This window comes from Rhizobium sp. Leaf306, from assembly GCF_001423425.1.
In the GTDB taxonomy this organism is placed as follows: domain Bacteria; phylum Pseudomonadota; class Alphaproteobacteria; order Rhizobiales; family Rhizobiaceae; genus Neorhizobium; species Neorhizobium soli.
Genome location: NZ_LMNX01000001.1, coordinates 101,304 through 118,949 on the forward strand (window position 1 = coordinate 101,304; position 17,646 = coordinate 118,949).

Genomic DNA, 17,646 nt, shown 5'->3' on the forward strand with positions numbered 1-17,646 from the left:
GCCACCGGCTCAGGTGTTGTCAGGCGACTGGAGAAGCGGCGCAAGCTGCATCAGTTTTTCCGGGCTGAGAGAGGCAAGACCAAAATTCCTGTCCTGCAGGTCCTTCAGGCGTCTTGCGGTCGATTCCACCGCATGGCGAATCTGCTCTTCCGTATGGTCGCTGGTGATAAAGAATCGCAACCGGGCCATGCCTTCCGGGACGGCGGGATGAATGATCGGCAAAGCGTTGACGCCATCTTCCAGCAATTCGTTCGACAGCTGGATGGAGCGAAGCGAATCACCGACGAGGATCGGCACGACGGAGAAGCCGAGGCTCAATCCTGTGTCGAGACCGGCTTCCCGGGCGAGCTTCAAAAACAGCGAACCGTTCCGGTGCAACTGCTCGGCCCGATCCGGTTCCTCGCGCAGAATATCGAGGGCCGTGGCTGCAGCCGTTGCCAGAACCGGCGCAAGCCCGACGCTGTAGACGAAACCGCCCGCTTCTGCCTTGAGGATGTCAGCCAGCGCCCGGCTACCGGCGATATATCCGCCGCAGCTCGATGTCGTCTTTGACAGGGTGCCCATCCAGATATCGACGCTCTTCGGGTCGATATCAAAATGTTCAAACGAGCCGCGACCGGTCTTGCCGAGAACGCCGAGGGAATGGGCCTCGTCGACCATCAGCCAGAAGCCGTACCGATTGCGCAGCTCGATCAGGCGCGGCAGGTCGGCGATGTCGCCATCCATCGAATAGACGCCCTCGACAATCACGAGCACGCGCCGGAAATCGCCGGCGAGCGTGTTGAGCACCGTCTCAAGATTATCGACGTCATTGTGCTTGAACAGGCGCCGCGTGGCGCCGGAAAGCTTGATGCCGGCCAGCGCGCTGTTGTGGATGAATTCGTCGTGGATGACGAGGTCCTTGGGGCCGACGACACAGCTGATTGCCGCAACGTTGGTAAGGTAGCCGCTGACGAAACAGACTGCAGCATCAACGCCGTAAACGCTGGCAAGCTTTTCTTCGAGTTCCGCATGCACCGGGCGCTCGCCTGCGACCAGACGGCTGGCGGAGGCAGAAATGCCGAAACGATCGATCGCAGCCTTGGCGGCTTCGGTCACCCTCGGGTCCGTGTTGGTACCGAGATAGTCGTAGGAAGCAAAATTCGCATAGACTTCCCCGTCCATGGTCGTCGTCGCGCCGGCGGCTTCGTCGTGCGAGCGATAGAACGGGTTGTCGACGCCGATGATTTCGCTCGCCTTGCGCTGCACCATGACCCGTTGATATTCGGGCAAGGCGTCAAAGCCGACCGGAGGGCGGGCCGGTTGCTGCGGCTGTGCATTGAGCCGCGTCGTGCGATTGCGCCCGACGTTTTCGTTGGCCTTGCGCATCTGGTCGATAAAATTGCCCTTCCCCCCAAGGCTCAGCTTGGAGGGCCGGGTTTCATCCGAACTGCTGTCTGTCACTGCGTTGCGGCTTTCTGCTGCGTCGAATGGCTCTTGACCAGCCGGTCGATCACTTCGTTCTGGACGGTGTCGTCCTCGCCGTTGCGCTTGGCGACACGCTCTCTCAGACGGCTTACCACGTCGCTGACGGACGTGTCTTCCCCTACTCCGCTCAGCGGAATATCAAAGCCCGTCTTCTGCTGGAAGCTCATACCGAGCTCCATCGCCATCAGACTGTCGAGACCGATATCCTTCAAGACCTTTTCCGGCGTGATACTGTCTTCCGTGACACGCAGGATCGTGGCGATTTCAGACGCGACGAGGTTGTGAAGAAGCTGCTGCGCTTCATCCGCCGATTTGCCACGGATCAGATCCTCAAGATCAATCCGGTCGCCATCGGAGGCCGATTGCTGATTGCCGGCCGAACGGATCGCCGTCTCGAAGATCGAGGCGTTAGAAATCGGCAGCATCCGCACTGCCTGCCAGTCGACTTCGGCAATCATCACGGCTGCCGCATCAATGGTGCCGGTGTCTGACGCCATGTAGCGTTCGACCTGCTCCAGCGCATCGCGCGCCTTCATCGCCGTCTTGCCAATTCGCTTGGACAGGATTTCGTTGACCTCGGCATTGCGTGCAAGGAAACCGGTATCGGCAATGGCGCCAAAGCCGACTGCGAGACCCGGCTTGCCGGCCGCGCGACGTGCACGGGCAAGACCTTCGAGATAGCCGTTGGCAATGACGTAGTTGGCTTGGCCCGGGTTGCCGAGCATGGTCGTGGCCGAGGAGAAGACGAGGAAGAGATCGAGATCGTCGCCCGCCGTCAGCTTGTCGAGGAGAGCCGCACCGCGAACCTTGACCTCGACAACCGGTCGGTTGCGCTCGGGCGTCAGGTTGGACAGAAGCGCGTCGTCGAGCACCATGGCCGCGTGAACGATGCCCTTGATCGGAGCCTGCTTGCGCAGGCTGTCGAGGAGTCCGGAAAGAGCCGGCTCGCTGGTGATATCGCAGGCATGGACAGATGCTTTGACGCCCTTCGCCTTCCATTTGGCGATCGCCGCCTCAGTTTCAGCGTCGGCGATACCCTTGCGCGAGCAGAGAGCAATCTGCTTGGCACCGCGTGCGGCAAGCCAGTCCGCTGTAACGAGGCCGAAGCCGCCAATGCCGCCAGCAACCAAATAGATGCCATCCGCACCGAAGGCGACCGGCTTTTCGTTTGCGATCACCACCTTGTCCTTGCCGGCGACCGGCGGACGGATGACGATCTTGCCGATCTGGCCGGCATTCTGCATGAGACGGAAGGCACTGCCGATCTCTTCATAGCCGAAGGCGCGATAGGGCAGCGGAGACAGGTCGCCCCGCTCGAACAGGACGCCGATCTCGGTAAAGATCTTCTTGGTGATTGCCGGCAGCTTCACCAGCAACTGGTCGGCGTCGATGCCGAAGTAGCTGATGTTGCGACGGAACGGACGAAGGCCGATCTTGCGGTCGGAATAGTAGTCGCGCTTGCCGAGTTCGAGGAAGCGACCGAATGGCTTCACCAGTTCCAGGCTGCGTTCCATCGCTTCCGAGAACAGCGAGTTGAGGACAAGGTCGACGCCTTCGCCACCGGTGACGCCGCGCACGCGGGCCACGAAATCCAGCGAGCGGCTGTCGAACACATGGTCTGCACCAAGCGCTTCCAGGAAGCGGCGTTTTTCCACCGTACCGGCCGTCGCGATGACAACCGCACCCTTCAGCTTGGCGATCTGCAATGCGGCAAGGCCGACACCACCGGCCGCGCCATGGATGAGGATGGTTTCACCGGGTTCGATATGGCCGAGCTGGACCATCGCGTAATAGGCGGTGAGGAATGCCACCGGAACGGTTGCTGCGGCCTCATAGTCGAGGCGGGCCGGGAACTTCGTCACGCCGTCGCGGCGAACCTTGACGTGCGTGGAGAACGCGGCCGGGCCGATGCCCATGACACGGTCTCCGGCAACGAGATCCGTCACCGACGCACCGACCGAGATGACGCGGCCGGACATTTCCATGCCGATGGTTGCGCCGGCAAAGCCGTCTTCGAGCGCTTCTTCCGGAAGCAGGCCCATGGCCCACATGACGTCACGGAAGTTGAGGCCGGCCGCTTCCACGGCGAGAACGATCTCGTCGGCATCCGGCACCGGCTCGGAGGCGCTCTCCCAGATGATGCTGTCGACGCGTCCATTCACCGTCTGACGGATCGTGGCCGCGGTGAAGTCGGCGCTTTCTGTATCCTTCGGCCCGAACGGACCGCTCGATGCGCGGATTTCCGACAGCGAACCATGGCGCAGGATCCACTCACGGTTGGTACTGGCGGATGCAAGGATCTCGCCGACATGAAGGCCGAGTTCCGCACTGTCCGTCTCGAGATCGAGAAGGTGCGTGGCGACCGCATCGTATTCGTTCTGAAGAACGCGGGCGAAGGTCCAGAGACCGGCGTTGACGTCATCAGTCGCCTCACCGGCAAGCGGCGAGCCGCCGGGTGCGACGATCACGAGACGGGACTGGTCGCCCGACGCGAGGCTGGCGCTATGCCGGGTGAACGCTTCAACGATACGCTTCAGGTTTTCGAGACGTGCCAGAGCGACATCGGAGGCTTCGCGATCGCTCAGACGTTCGGCTAAGAAGATGGCTTGCACGGGTTTGCCATCGAATCCGGCAAGCGACTGCGAAATCGCAGTCTCGTCCGCATCCGCGCTGAGCAGGACGACGGTGTCGCCGTCACCAAACGCTGCAGCACGGGCAACATCTTCAGCGAAGACGAGCGCCGACGGGATCGACGGCAGCGCCTGCAGCTGGTCGGCCGCGGCCGAGGAGGCGCCTGCAACGATCAGCAGCCCTTCGGCCACATCTTTCTCTTCGACAAGCGGGGCGGCAAAGCCGAGACCTGTCAGAAGGTCGGTTACCTGTTCGGTTGTCGCGAGACGCCCGACCGGAAATTCCGGCGACTGACTTGCGGCAAACCAGTCATCCGATAGGCCGAAGGCAAAGTCGTTGAACGCTGACGGTGCACGGTCGACGAACAGGAATGCAGCGCCTCTCGCGGCGGCGCCTCGTACAGCGGAACGAAGGCTATCGTCGGTGACCAGAACCGCCTGGCTTTCAAGTCCGGCGGCAATGATCACATCGATGCCGCGGAGATCGGCCAGCGCCTTCGGCTCGATCACCGAGACATGTGCATGCTGTTCGAAGGCAAGTTCGAGTGTACGGCGAACGCTTTCGCGCGGCTCGACGATCGCGAGCGTCGCCGAGTGATCGACGGCAAGCGACGCAAGCTTGCTGCTGACGGATACGGATGTGGAGCCGAGCTCGACAATGACCCGGGTCCGGCCGCCATTGGCCCGACAGGCTTGCTCGACAAGATGCAGCGCCAGATCGGAGCGCTTGCGCCCAAGTGGCGAGTGAACAAGCACGTGTTCGAGCGTTGCTTCGCTGGTGTGGCGCGCTTCGGAGACGTCTTCGCCGCTATGGAGGCCGCCAAGCGACAGGTGTTCCAGAGCATCGCGATAGGCATTGTGCAGCAGCACGGCCTCGGCGATACGCCCGGAATCCTCACGGTAGATTTCTTGCAGAAGTTCAGAGACGGCCGGCATGGTGAATTCGGACGGCACGCGCCAGCCGGATTCCTCGGACGACGCGATCCCGGCATCTTCCAGAATAAACAGACAGCTTGCCAGGAAAGCCCGGAAATTGGGTTCTCCCGGGAACTCGGTAACGGACACGAACCCGACCTGTGATGCGAGCGACAGCGCAATCTCGTGGCAGGCACGGTAAATCATTGCATCCAGCATCAACGACGCAGTGTCCTTGGCTTCTGCATCCGTCGTCGCGGCCAGTAGACCGCCGGCAAACCCGATCCGAGCGAAATTGCCTGACATCGTCGACGGCACGGCTTCGTAATGGAACGCAACCGAAGCCAGCGTGTGATGACGACGCAACGAGGTGCGGCGGAACCGGCAGTCGTCAAAAGAGGCGACGATTTCGCCATCTTCCCCGAACATGCGGAAGTTGACTTTGATCGAGAAGCCGCTGAACCGTTCGATCTCAATGACTGCACGGGTAATAGGCTTGGCCCGCGCCCCCACCCGAACCGAACCAAATCGTACGGGGATATAGGGAGAGCCGGCATCCCTGCCCGATAACTGGTCGAACATGGCAACGAGGCCATGGAACACCGCGTCCACCGAGAACGGGTTGAGGTTGTAGGTCAGATAGGGGTGGGCCGGAGCCTCGGCCGCTTTCAGATCGACCTCGACGGTGTTGCGACCAAAGACGCGCGCTTCGCGCAGCAGCTGGAAGTGCGGGCCGTATTGAAGGCCGAACTTTTCGGCAGTCCCGTAGACCTCCAGCGAGGAGAGCTTCGCGCTTTCGCCTTCGTTGGCGCGCCAGATCTGACGGTCAGATGCATGCTCTACTGGCTTGCGGCAGCGGGCCACCGCATGCACGGTCCAGTCGTCGCTGCTCAGTCGTTCGCGCGAGCGGATTTCGATATCGCCTGTCTCGGGCGACAGGATCGTCGATAGCTCGAGCAGCCGGTCGGTACGAAGTTCGAGCGGACGCACGATCTCCATATTCGTCAGTTCGACGTCGTCGGATCCGAAATGCACCTGGGCGGCTGTGACGGCGATCTCGACAAATCCGCTCCCCGGAAGGATCGCGCGCGAATCGACGACGTGCTCGGCCAGATCCGGAAAAAGCTGCGCGTCGACATGGTTCTTCCAGTGGGCGCTGTTGGGATCGGTACGCCATCCGAGCAGCGAGTAGCTGCCGCGGTGTTCGCGGCCGAAGATATCGACCTCATCGGTCGTGTTCGCCATCTTCAAGACGGACGGCTCGAGCGGCAGGACCGGGAGGCCTGCAAACGCATCGCGCTTGCTGCTACGGCGCGACACGCTCGGCGAGACGCCGTGGGCGATGGCGCGGGCAAACGACTGCGCGACCGGGTCACGTCCCTCGATCGGGGTCTCTCGCTGCAGGGTGCCGATCACGACAGCCGAATGCGACGCATGCTTGGCGATTTCACTGACATAGTTCGACAGAATCGAACGTGGCGAAATCTCGATGAAGAGGTTGCAGCCGAGGTCCAGTGCTGTTTCGGCCGCGGACTTGAAGAGAACCGGATCGCGGACATTCCGCCACCAGTAATCGGCATCCAGGCCGCGGCAGTCGTAGATGCCGCCGGTGACCGTCGAAACATAGGTGCAAGCGCCACTCTTCGGCTCGATCGTCGGCAGGTCCGCGAGAAAAAGATCGCGCGCGCTGTCGATGATCGGGTGATGGAACGGGTAGTTGATGTCGAGAACATGGACGACGGTCTGCGCCTTGCGTGCCGCATCGCGAAACGCCTGGATCTCGTCAGTCGGACCGGAAATCGTGACCGAGTTCGGTGCGTTGATGGCGGCGACGCCGATCTCGTTCAGACCATGGGTCTTTGCGAAGGCAAGCGCCGTCTCCTCGTTCATCACAGCGGCAGCCATCTTGCCCTTGCCGGCAAACAGATCCTGCGACTTGGAGCGCTTGGCAACGATCGCCACGGCTTCCGCAGCCGTTAGGGCCTTGGCGGCATAGGCAGCTGCAATTTCGCCCACAGAGTGGCCGAAGACGACATCCGGGCGAACCCCGAGATTAGCGAGGCAATCCGAGATGGAAGCCTGGATCGCAAACAGCATCGGCTGGGCGATCTTCGTATCGGCAAGCCTAGTGCCGATATCGTCGGCAAACAGCAGATCCGAGAGCTTTTCGCCCAGGTGATACTCGAACAGCGCGCTGAAGGATTGGAAGCACTGGCGGAAATGGCGGCTTTCACGATAGGCTTCAACGCCCATTCCGGCCCACTGCGCACCATTGCCGGAAAACACGAAAGCTGTCTTGCCGGCATGGGACGGCGCTTCTCCGCGCTCCCCCTGCGAAGCCGTTCCGGCCAAATGCGTTTCGATCGCCCTGAGAACCCTGCCCTCGTCCTTGGCTTCGACGGCGAAGCGATAGCGCATCGGGTCGCGATTGGCGCTGGAGGCGGCGATCATCCGACGTGCCTTGACAGCATCGGAGCGTTCGAGGGCCGACTGGTAGTTTTCCAGAAGCGACTTCAGGGCGGTGGCGCTATGGGCGCTGGCAAAGAAGAACTGGCTGTCGGCCTTGGTGGGCAGCGCCGGCGCGTCGACCGGATCGGGATCGCCGATCACGACGTGGGCGTTGGTGCCGCCGAAGCCGAACGAGTTGATGCCGGCGAGCCGAGCGCCCTTGGCAGGCATCAGCTTCATCGCGGACATGTTGACCCGCACGTTGAGCGAGGCGAAGTCGATATCCTCGTTGGCTTTTTCGATATGCAGCGTCGCGGGCAGGAAATCGTTTTCCAGCGCAATCATCGCCTTGATGAGACCGAAAAGACCCGACACCGGCTCGGTATGGCCGATATTCGACTTGATCGAACCGATCGGCAGCGGAGCCGGACGGTTCTGGCCGATGACAGTGCCAATGGCCCAGACTTCCGCCGGGTCGCCCACACGCGTTCCCGTGCCGTGGCCTTCGATAAAGGCGACGCGGTTCACGTCGATGCCGTTGCCCTGATAGATCGAGCGCAGAAGATCGGCCTGCGCTTCGCGAGACGGCAGACTGATGCCGTTGGTGCGGCCCGAAGAATTCACGCCTGTTGCGTGGATCTTGGCGTAGCTGCGGTCATTTTCCCGCTTCGCGCGATCGCTGCGACGAAGGACGATCGCTACCCCGCCTTCGGCGCGGACATAACCATGGCCGTTGGTGTCATAAGCACGGCAAAGCCCTTCGGGCGACAGCATGCGCGCCTGCGCGAAGCCGACGAAGGAGAGCGGGTTGACCAGGATATTGACGCCGCCGACGATCGCGGTGTCGATATCACCGCGCTCGAGCGAGCGCACCGCCTGATCCAGCGCCACCAGCGACGACGAGCAGGCGGTGTCGATGGTCATGCTCGGCCCATTGAGGCCGAAAACGTGCGAAATGCGGTTCGAGACGATAGAGAGAGTATTGCCCGTCATGAAATACGGGCTGCCAGATGCGGGATCCTCGGACGAAAGCGTACTGTTTTCGAGACTAGACGCGCCGATATAAACGCCGACCTTTTCCTTGGCGAGCGTGCTTGCCGGAAGATTGGCGTCTTCCAGCGCCTGCCAGACCAGTGTCAGAAGCACGCGCTGCTGCGGGTCCATCTGCATGGCCTCGCGCTGCGAAATGCCGAAAACGGCAGGATCGAAGTCATACAGCCTGTCGATAACGCCTGCGGCAAACGTATAGGTCTTTCCAGCGACACCCTGTGCCGGATGCCAGAAACGTGCCAAGTCCCATCGATCTCCAGGGATCTCCGAAACGGTGCAACGGCCGCCGCTCAGGATCGTCTTGAGTTCCTTGACGGAGCTTGCACCCGGCGCCACACAGGCTCTACCAATAATTTCGATCGTCATTGTCACTCTGTTTTCACAGCTAAAATGGCGGATGCGGAATGCCCGCATCGGACAACTTTAACAACATACTTATTAGCGGATGTCACGAGAAAAGCTAATACACATATGGCCCAAGGCGGGTTCAGGGGTTCGCAAAAAGCACAAAGTTATTGCATAAACAAGCCATTACATAACCTGCCTCCTGTTTATACTAGCATGGGTTGGATCGCCAGATACCTTACAGCAACAATCAACCATACAGTGAACAGAAAGCGGCACCACGCCTGCAAATGGAGTTGAGAAGGCGAGACAGCTTACAGCTCCGACCAGCGTAAACTCGTCCGCCAGGCGCTGATGACCGCCGGTCGAATCGAAAATATGGCGAAGCTCTAGATTTGAAGCCTGTTAGTAATGTGGTAAGCGCAGGCATCATCGCAGGCATTCCTCGATCGGAACAAGACTATGCCGCAAGAGGAGAGGCCCGCAATTTCGACCCCTGCCGAACAGCGTCGCCGACGCGGCGGCCGGTTGTTCGTTCTTGCGGTATTCCTTCTCGTTGTCTTCAGCGGGCTTGCGGCGACCGTCCTTTTCGTCAACGAAGGGCGCAACTATAAGCGTCTGGTGCGCCAGTTCGGCCTGCAAACCTATCTGCTTCCTCCTCCTCCCGCACCGGCTGTTCGCATCGGGCGCCAGCGACGGCTTGCGGCGAGTAGCAAGCAGCTGCCCAGACTGGTCCGGCCGCTGGCGCACGACACGTCGCGTCTCATCCCACCCGTTACGACATCAACCGAGGAACGCTGCCAGGCACTGGCGGGCATAGGCGGCGAACCGCCGAACTTCTTGGCGGGCGCCAATGTATGGGAGTGCACGTTCTTCCTGCCGCTGGGCCCGGGTGAAGATCCGGCGTCTCTGTTCATCCAGGCGAAAGGGGTTGGAGAGGATGACCTGCGCACCTTCCGGATCAAGCTCAGTTTCACGGATGAGCGCCACGACGGTGCGCTGTTGCAGACTGCACTGACCACGCTCGACGGTTACGGCCTGTCGCTGACACCGCAGAGCCGGTCATATCTCGAGGCAAGGCTTTCCGCCCGCACGGCGTTTAAATCCGATCTCGAAAACTACCGCGCCACCTTTGTCCCCGAAATGATGGACCAGAGACGGTTCAACCTGCTCCTCGTTGCCCATCCCGTTACCACGGCATGCCCGGTACCGACGCCGGAACCTGGCAGGGCGTCACAGCGAGCGATCGTCAGCACGCGGATCGGCTGCCTGACGCTCCCAGTGGGGCAAGTTTTTTCGCCGCAAGGCTAGCCACGCTACGCAACCGTCAGATTGCGTTAAAGCCTGATCAAATCCAGCCGCTCTCCGAGTTCGCGCTGCGCCGTTTCCACCAGGCTGAGCTGGTGGGTGAACAGCACCGTCTGGAACTTGTCGCCGGCAGCAGCCAGTGTGCGGATGCCGGCAGCGGTGCGTTCGTCGTCGAATGTCTGGAAGATGTCGTCGAGGATCAGCGGTGCCGGTTCGTTGCGGCTGCAGTAATCCTCGAGGAACGCCAGACGCAGCGCCAGATAGAGCTGGTCGCCGGTCCCTTCGCTGAGGCCCGATAGCGGAACCTGCTCACCGGTGTTTCGCTCGACAGCCAGCTGCAGCTCGTCCTTTTCGTCATAGAGCTGCACCAGCTTCGCAAACCGTCCACCGGTGAGATCCGCAAATACCTTGCCGGCCCGCTGCATGACCGGATCGGCCTGCTGCTCGCGATAGGTTTCCATCGAGGACGATAGAAGGCTGGCCGCGAGCTTCAGCACCACCCACCGCCGCGCAAGGTCCCTCGCCTCGGTTTCGGCCGCGTGCTTCTGGAACACCGCGCGCTCGGCACCGATGCCGCTTTCCAGTTCGCGGCGACGGCGGGCATTGTCGGCCTCGGCGGTCCTCAAAGTCGAGATACGGTCGATCTGCCTGCTATCGGCGCTTTCCAGCTGTTCGATCTCAAGACCTGCCGTCACCTTGTCGAAATCGACCAGCGCTGAGCGCACTGCCGCTTCATCGTCACCATCAGCGTGCTCGTTGAAACGGGAGCGGCACTGCAGAAGCTGTCCGTTCAGCCGGCTTCGCTGGCGCAATTCTTCCAGCACCTGTTCGAGGTCGGCGACGTCTCGCGAGGCGGATGTGGCAAGCGAAGCGAGCTCGTCCTGCAGGGTTTTTTCCCGCGTGGCATAGCGCTCCAGGGCGAGCGTCGCGCGTTCGAGGTCAGCCGACATCGCTGCCTTGTGCTTGGCGGCGGCATTGGCATCCATTGCCCGATCGTTAAGGAGACCGGCCGCGACGTCTGCCGGCACAGTGATCAGGTCGGGTGCCACCTTGGTGCAGAGGCTGCGGATCTCTTCGTCGAAGGTTTCCATGTCGCGCTGCATGCCGCGCACACGGCGGCGGCGGTTTTCGCGCTCGGCCAGAATATCCGGCACGCTGCGCCAGACATCGAGCGCTGCCGCTGCCATGTCGACCGTCGCCTCATCCGGCAGGCCGGCCATGGTCGCAGCGTTGGAGAATGCGGCCCGCCAGCTATCGACCTCACGACGAAGAACGGTCTCGCGCTCTTCGAGGCGTTGCAGCGCATCGACAGCGGAATGGCGCTTGCCCTCCAGCGAGCGGCTTTCCGTCCAGCGTTCCGCTATCTCCGCCAGTCTGCGGTCGAGAGCGCGCGCCAGGGCCGCAGGCGGCAAGGCGGTTGCGGCAAGCCCGATCGCGTCCGCAAGACCGACCAGCACCGGCTTCAATCGCTCTTCCTTCAGCCGCGCGGTCTGCAGCGCGTCGCTTGCATCCTTCAGCGCATCGACCTGATGCGACAGGGCTTCGACGCCGCGGCGCCATTCGAGCATGCGCTCCGGCGATAGCGGCGAGACGGGCACCGAGCGGAACAGGTCCTCGAATTCTGTGATCGCATCCGACAGCGCGATATCGCTTTCGCGCGCTTCGGCGCGGGCGTTCGTCAACTGCTGCTCGATCTCGTGCTGGCGCAGGCTGAGCTGCGCGTGGCGGGAAACGCGCTCGGCGTCTGTCAGGGCAGCGTCAGCCAGTTCGTCAGCGTTCTGCACGGCCTTCTGGACATCGGCTAGCTGACCCGCTGATGGCTTTGCTCCGAGCGCGGCAAGACCCGCGTCGCGCTGTTTCCGGGCTTCAACAAGATCGGCACGCGAAACGATGCGGCCCTGCCCTTCCAGCGCCGCCATCTGATCCGCCACGGTCTTGGCGTCTGCCTTCACCGTCGTCAGCGTCTGGGTGATCCTCGCATGCACGGCGCGTGCATCGTCGATCAGCTTGCGGTGGCTGCTGAGCGCTGCGAGATCCGGCAGCGGGCTCGCAAGCAGGGCGTCGATGTCCTTGACCGGCGGATCGAGCCTTGCAACGGCGGCGGCAAGATCGCTCTCTGCCCGTGTGGCCCGGACCTGCAGGTTTTCGATGCCTGCGAGATCACTGAGTTCGGGGCGCAGCGCCGTGAGCTGCTCGGCCCATGGTTTCGGATCGATCAGGCGGCTGTCCGGATTGGCTTCATCCAGACGCCGCAGCGCCTCGCGCTCTTCTTCCAGACGGAGATGCAGCTGTTTGAGGCTGCGGTCGAGTTCGCTGCCTTCGTCGAGCAGCGTTTTCAGCCGCACCAGATCGGCATCGGCAGGCTGGTGGCGTTCAAGGTCATCGGTCCTGACAAGACCCAGCCTGCGCCCCAGCTGCACCAGCCGGGTGTCGAAATCCTCGACCTCGCCGCGAACCCTTGCGATATCCTCGCGGGCTTTCAGATAGATGCCCTTGTCGGCGTGGCGGGCGAGAATGCTCCCGGCAGCGGCGATCAGCGCGTCGTCGACATGGAGAGCGGCGATCTCGTCGCCCAGCCGCGAGACTTCGGTTTGCGCCGCCCGATGCGCGTCGTCGTTGCGCCGCGCATCGTCCAGCGCCCGCGCAAGTGCGTCCTCGAAGCCAGGCGGCAGCGAGCCCAGCGACTGATATTGCGCCAGTTGGTCCTGCTCGCGATCGATTTCGCGCAGCACCGGCTCCAGCCGCATCAGTTTGCGCAGCCGCTCCAGCGTCTGCTTGGTGGTTTCGCGCTCGGTCTTGATGGTGGCGAGTTCCGCTTCCAGCTCGGCCTGTTCGGCCAGTAGCTTCTTCCAATCGCCGGACTTCAGCTCGTTGTCGCGCTCGGCCTTGCGCGCCTCGTCATGGCTGTCGAGCACCTGGTAAAACAACCGGTCCTTGGAGCGGCGCGACGCGTAGATGGTGTCGGCCTCGGCATCGAAGCTCTTGCGCAGGTCGGAGAGGCCGGTAAGGCCCGACGCTGCGGAAAACAGCAGGCTGCCGATCTCGCCGCCGCTTTTCAGCATGCTCTGGCCGCCAGCCCGCAGCGAAGCCGAATCAAGACCGAAGGCGCGTTGAAACACATCGCGGTTCAGCGTGCCGAGAAAGGGTGCCAGCGCATCTTCGGGCAGCGCCTCTTCCGCCTCGCTTGCCGCGAGCAGCGTGTTCTTGCGGCCGCGACGACGGCGAAAGCCCAGCTTGCTACCATCGCGCGTCTCGATTTCAGCGCCAACCCTAAGTGCGGTTGCGTCATGCAGAAAACTGTATTCGGCAGCGGTCGGAAAGCCGAACAGCAGATCCGAGATCGCCGACAGCGCCGAAGACTTTCCGGCTTCGTTCGGACCATAGATGACATGCAGCTGCGCATCCGGGCGGAACGCAAGCGCGCGGTCGGTAAGCGCGCCGTAGCGCAGGATGTCGAGACGGGTAAAACGCATGTGACTACCCTACCCTTGCCGCGCGCGACAGAAGCAGCTCGCGCGCCTCTGCCAACAGTGCTGCCGCATCATCGCCAAGCGCCAGGTCGCCGGCGCCGATGCCGCCCGGCAGACGCGCGGCGATCTCGGCAATCCGGGCCTCGGCTTCGCTGACCAGAAGCGGCGAGAACTCCGCGGTCGGCAGCAGGCCTTCGAGCCCGAGCAGATCGGTCGATTTCCCCGTCGATGCGACCTCGGCTTCGAGTTTTACTTCCAGCTTTTCCAGCCAGATATCCTCATGGCCGCGATGGCAGGCGGCCTGGACTTCATCGCGAAAATCGGCCGCTCTTGCCAGGATCTCGTTGCGGAAGCGACTGCGGCCACTGATGCGGATGCGCAGCGCAAGCGGGCGGCTTTCCATGGCATCGATCACAGAACCAAGCAGGTCTTCCAGCCGCCGCAGGATCGCCGCCGGTGTTTCATCCGGCTCGACGAGAACGGCCAGCTCGGCAAACCTTGCGCTGTCGGTCACGATACGCTCGTAGGCGATGCGCCCGTCCTCGACGGTCACGAGCACGGCGCCCTTTGCCCCCTGCTCGCGGATCGACCGTCCCTGAAGGTTTCCGGGGAACACGACGAGCGGGTCTTCGGCGACGATTTCGAAATCGTGGACATGGCCGAGCGCCCAGTAATCGTAGCCTCGCGATCGCAGGTCTTCGACGGAACAGGGCGCGTAGGCTGCGTGCGGCTCGCGGCCAGTCAGCGACGTGTGCAGCACGCCGATGTTGAACCAGCCCGGCTCCGGCTTCGGATAGGCAAGCGCCAGGTTTTCATTGGCAGAGCGCTCGGCGAAACCCTGGCCGTGCAGCGCGACCTTTAGGTGATCCAGCTTGAACGTACCGGGCTTTGCCGTCGGGAATTCGCTGACATTCTTTGGTAGCGTAATTGTCTTGGTGATGACGCTTTCGGCGTCGTGATTGCCCTTCAGCAGAAAGACCGGAATGCCGGCGCGTTCCAGCCGGGCGACTTCGCGGTTGAAGAACAGGCCGATCTTGTTGTCTTTCCAGTCGCCGTCATAGACATCGCCCGCAACGATGAAGAAGTCGACCTTGCGCTCCACCGCCTCGTCCACCAGGCCTGAAAACGCCTTGCGGCTGGCCTCGATGAAGATATCGGCAAGCTCGACATCCTTCAGCGCCAGGCCCTGAAAGGGACTGCCAAGATGCAGATCGGCGGCATGGATGAAGCGGAATGAGGTCATCGACTCGGCTGCTGGAACACATCGGGAACGACAGACTTAAGTCACGCATCGGCAATAAAAAAGGCCGGGTGCGGAAACACCCGGCCTTTTCCTGTTGATGAACGGTCTAGTTGGTCGCCTTGATCTCAACCGGGAAGAACAGCGTCTCGCCGGAACTGTTATCGACGCCGTCATTGTCGGTGATGGCGAAGGCCTTGCCGGACTTGTCGAAGGCGAAACCTTCGAGCTTGTCGACCACGTATCCGTTGGTGGCGTTCTTCAGGTCGGGCAGGAAGTCGTGAACTTCCTGCTTGGTGACGAGCGGCAGCTCTCCGCCAAGCTTTGCGGGCTTCAGATCGGCGATTGCCACACGGTAGAGCTTCTTGAGCTTTGCGTTGTCGCCGATCAGGTTGTCGCGCTCGATGATGTAGAGGTAGTCACCGCGGGCGGTGATTTCCGACAGGCCGACCCAGCCTTTTTCGGTCTTTTCGAGCGGGTAGCGAACGGCGGCCCATTCCTTGGACTTCGGCTTGTACGACAGAAGCTTCACCTGGCCCTTCGGATCGTCCTTCCATTCGCGCTGGATTGCCATCCAGAGTGTCAGGTCGTCGCCCGAACCCGTTGTGGTGATGCCTTCGAGACCGAAGCGGGTTTCACCTGCCAGAAGTTCTGCCGGCAGCGCGATCTCGGACTTGATCTCACCCTTGGCGCTGACGTTGTAGATGCCGTGACCGACGAACTTGGCACTGTCGCCTTCGGAAGCGAGCCAGAAGCCGCCCTTGCCGTCGAGCGCGATACCTTCGATATCGAGCTTCTGGGCCGGCTGACCGTTGCGGGTCACACGCACCACGCTGGTGATTTCCGCCGGCTTCTTGGTGGCGTCGATGGTGAAGATCGAGGGCTGCATGGCATAGACGCTATCGCTGACTGCATAGAGAATGCCGTCCTTTTCCGCATCACCGACGAGGCCCGACATGGCACCCCAGCCGAGCGGCTTGCCGTCGACATCCTTGGAGACGAGCATCGGATAGGCCTTTGCGCCTTCGCCAAGCTCGTAGATCATGACATGCGAGCGGGCACCGCCGTCTTCGCCGAGATCGGCTTCGTTGGCGGAGGCGAGCAGGTTGCGGCCGGGAATGGCGACAGCGCCTTCAGGCGAGATGCCTGAGGGCAGAAGCTGCACCAGTTCCGGTTCCGCACCGGTATCCTTGTAGACCGCGATCATCGAACCGCGTTCCGACAGGACGAAGAAATATTTCTGACCGTTGAAAGTCGCAGCTTCCAGGCCTTCCGGCTCGATGCCCTTGTTCTTGGCACGCTTTTCCGGGAAGTGTCCGACGCGGGCGACAGCATATTCGAGCGACGTGCCGGCGTCATAGAGAACCTTGCCGGTACGATCGAAAATGGTGAAACCGCGCGAGCCGCCCTTGTAATCACCTTCGTTGGCGACAACGAAACGATCGGTACCGAGCCACTTTACCGCATCCGGTTCGCGCGGAATGGCCGTGAGCTTGCCGGAGAAGGTCAGTGCGCCGTCGGTCTTGATGTCAACGCCGTCGAGATCAACCGTGCCGGCCGTGAAATGGCCGGTGACCTTTGCGGTCTTGCTGTCGACGATGACGATGTGGTTGTTTTCCTGCAGCGTCACGACGATTTCGCCGTTGGCGTTGATATTGACGAATTCCGGCTCAGGATCCTCAGGAGCGACAGTGGACAGTCCCGTCAGGTCGACGTGACGGATGCTATCGCAAACCGGCACGCCATTGTTCAGGGTGACGATCTGCAATTCACCAGCCGGCAGCTGCGGAAGAGCGCCGTCGTTGAGCTTTTCGTCGCGCTGGTTCTCGATGGCAATGGCCGCAAACGTGCCATCCGGCGAGATGACGACCGAGTCCGGCTGGCCGCCGAGATCGCAGGTGGCCTCGATCTTGCGAGAGGCGATATCGACCACCCCGAGCTGGCCTGCGGGCTTGGTGAGGTCCTTGGTCCGGTCGATGGTGACGAGAACCTTCGCACCAACTGCGGCGACCGAGTTCGGCTCGCCATCGATCTTGACCGATCCGCCTGCCTTAGGGGCCTTCGCGTCGGTGATGTCGATAAAGCCAATCGTGCCGCCCGGCGCATCGGAATAGATGAGCGTGTTGCCGTCGGCGGTGGCCGTGATGATTTCCGACGAGGTCGCCTTGTCCTCGCCCTTGGGCAGGTTCTGGGCGACCGGGAAGGATGCAATGCGGTTGAAGACTTGCTCGGCGCCGGCAGGAGCTGCAACGGAGCCGAGGAGGAGCGCGGTCAAAGCGGCGCGTGTCGAGAATGTCATGGGAAGCCTCCGTGAAACTACACTCGGCTTGTGCTGCACTGTCATGACAGGCGGATGACAGTTTGGGACGCAGAAAGAACGGACCTGCGGATAAGGCTCGAACACGCTTTCCGTTCAACGAAAAAGGCCCGGTTTTCACCGGGCCTTCTCAACGCTTTGCATCACGGCGGCAGGCCGCCAGATGCTTTCGATCAGCTGTTAACAGCTTCCTTGAGACCCTTGCCGGCCGAGAACTTCGGAACGTTGCGAGCCGGGATATCGACTTCAGCGCCCGTGGACGGGTTGCGGCCCTTGGATGCTTCGCGACGCGAAACGGAGAAGCTGCCGAAGCCAGCGAGGCGGATGTCGCCACCATTCTTCAGTTCGGCCTGGACAGTCTCGAAAACGGCATCGACTGCAGAGGCGGCATCAGCCTTGGAGAGGCCGGCTTTTTCGGCCACTGCGGACACCAGTTCGGTCTTGTTCATATTTCCA

The 17,646-nt window shown here is 61.9% G+C and carries 7 protein-coding genes; 1 reads left to right on the top strand and 6 read right to left on the bottom strand.

Annotation, left to right across the window (positions count from 1 at the left end; genetic code table 11):
* Positions 1-9: 9 nt before the first annotated feature.
* Positions 10-1,443, bottom strand: coding sequence for an aminotransferase class I/II-fold pyridoxal phosphate-dependent enzyme (locus ASG19_RS00480; protein ID WP_062453239.1), 1,434 nt, complete (start codon positions 1,441-1,443; stop codon positions 10-12).
* Entirely contained in the window at positions 1,440-8,876 is a 7,437-nt protein-coding gene (locus ASG19_RS00485) for a type I polyketide synthase (protein ID WP_062453240.1), read from the bottom strand. The genes ASG19_RS00480 and ASG19_RS00485 overlap by 4 nt, the downstream gene beginning before the upstream one ends.
* A 441-nt stretch (positions 8,877-9,317) precedes the next feature.
* On the opposite strand from ASG19_RS00485, the gene ASG19_RS00490 reads away from it, so the two are divergent.
* Complete coding sequence (locus ASG19_RS00490; protein ID WP_062453241.1) at positions 9,318-10,166, top strand: DUF6030 family protein; 849 nt, start codon at positions 9,318-9,320, stop codon at positions 10,164-10,166.
* Positions 10,167-10,192: 26 nt separating this feature from the next.
* On the opposite strand, the gene ASG19_RS00495 is transcribed toward ASG19_RS00490, so the two are convergent.
* From ASG19_RS00495 to hupB, 4 genes are all read right to left on the bottom strand, one after another.
* Positions 10,193-13,636: a YhaN family protein gene (locus ASG19_RS00495; RefSeq protein WP_062453242.1), complete on the bottom strand. Its 3,444-nt coding sequence runs from the start codon at positions 13,634-13,636 to the stop codon at positions 10,193-10,195.
* Positions 13,637-13,640: 4 nt separating this feature from the next.
* Positions 13,641-14,876, bottom strand: a complete 1,236-nt coding sequence (locus ASG19_RS00500) for a DNA repair exonuclease (protein ID WP_062453243.1) — start codon at positions 14,874-14,876, stop codon at positions 13,641-13,643.
* 106 nt (positions 14,877-14,982) lie between these two features.
* Entirely contained in the window at positions 14,983-17,172 is a 2,190-nt protein-coding gene (locus tag ASG19_RS00505) for an esterase-like activity of phytase family protein (RefSeq protein ID WP_062453244.1), read from the bottom strand.
* A gap of 191 nt (positions 17,173-17,363) precedes the next feature.
* Positions 17,364-17,639 carry a DNA-binding protein HupB gene (gene hupB, locus ASG19_RS00510; RefSeq protein ID WP_062453245.1) on the bottom strand — a complete coding sequence of 92 codons (276 nt, stop codon included), beginning with the start codon at positions 17,637-17,639 and terminating at the stop codon, positions 17,364-17,366.
* Positions 17,640-17,646: the final 7 nt, after the last annotated feature.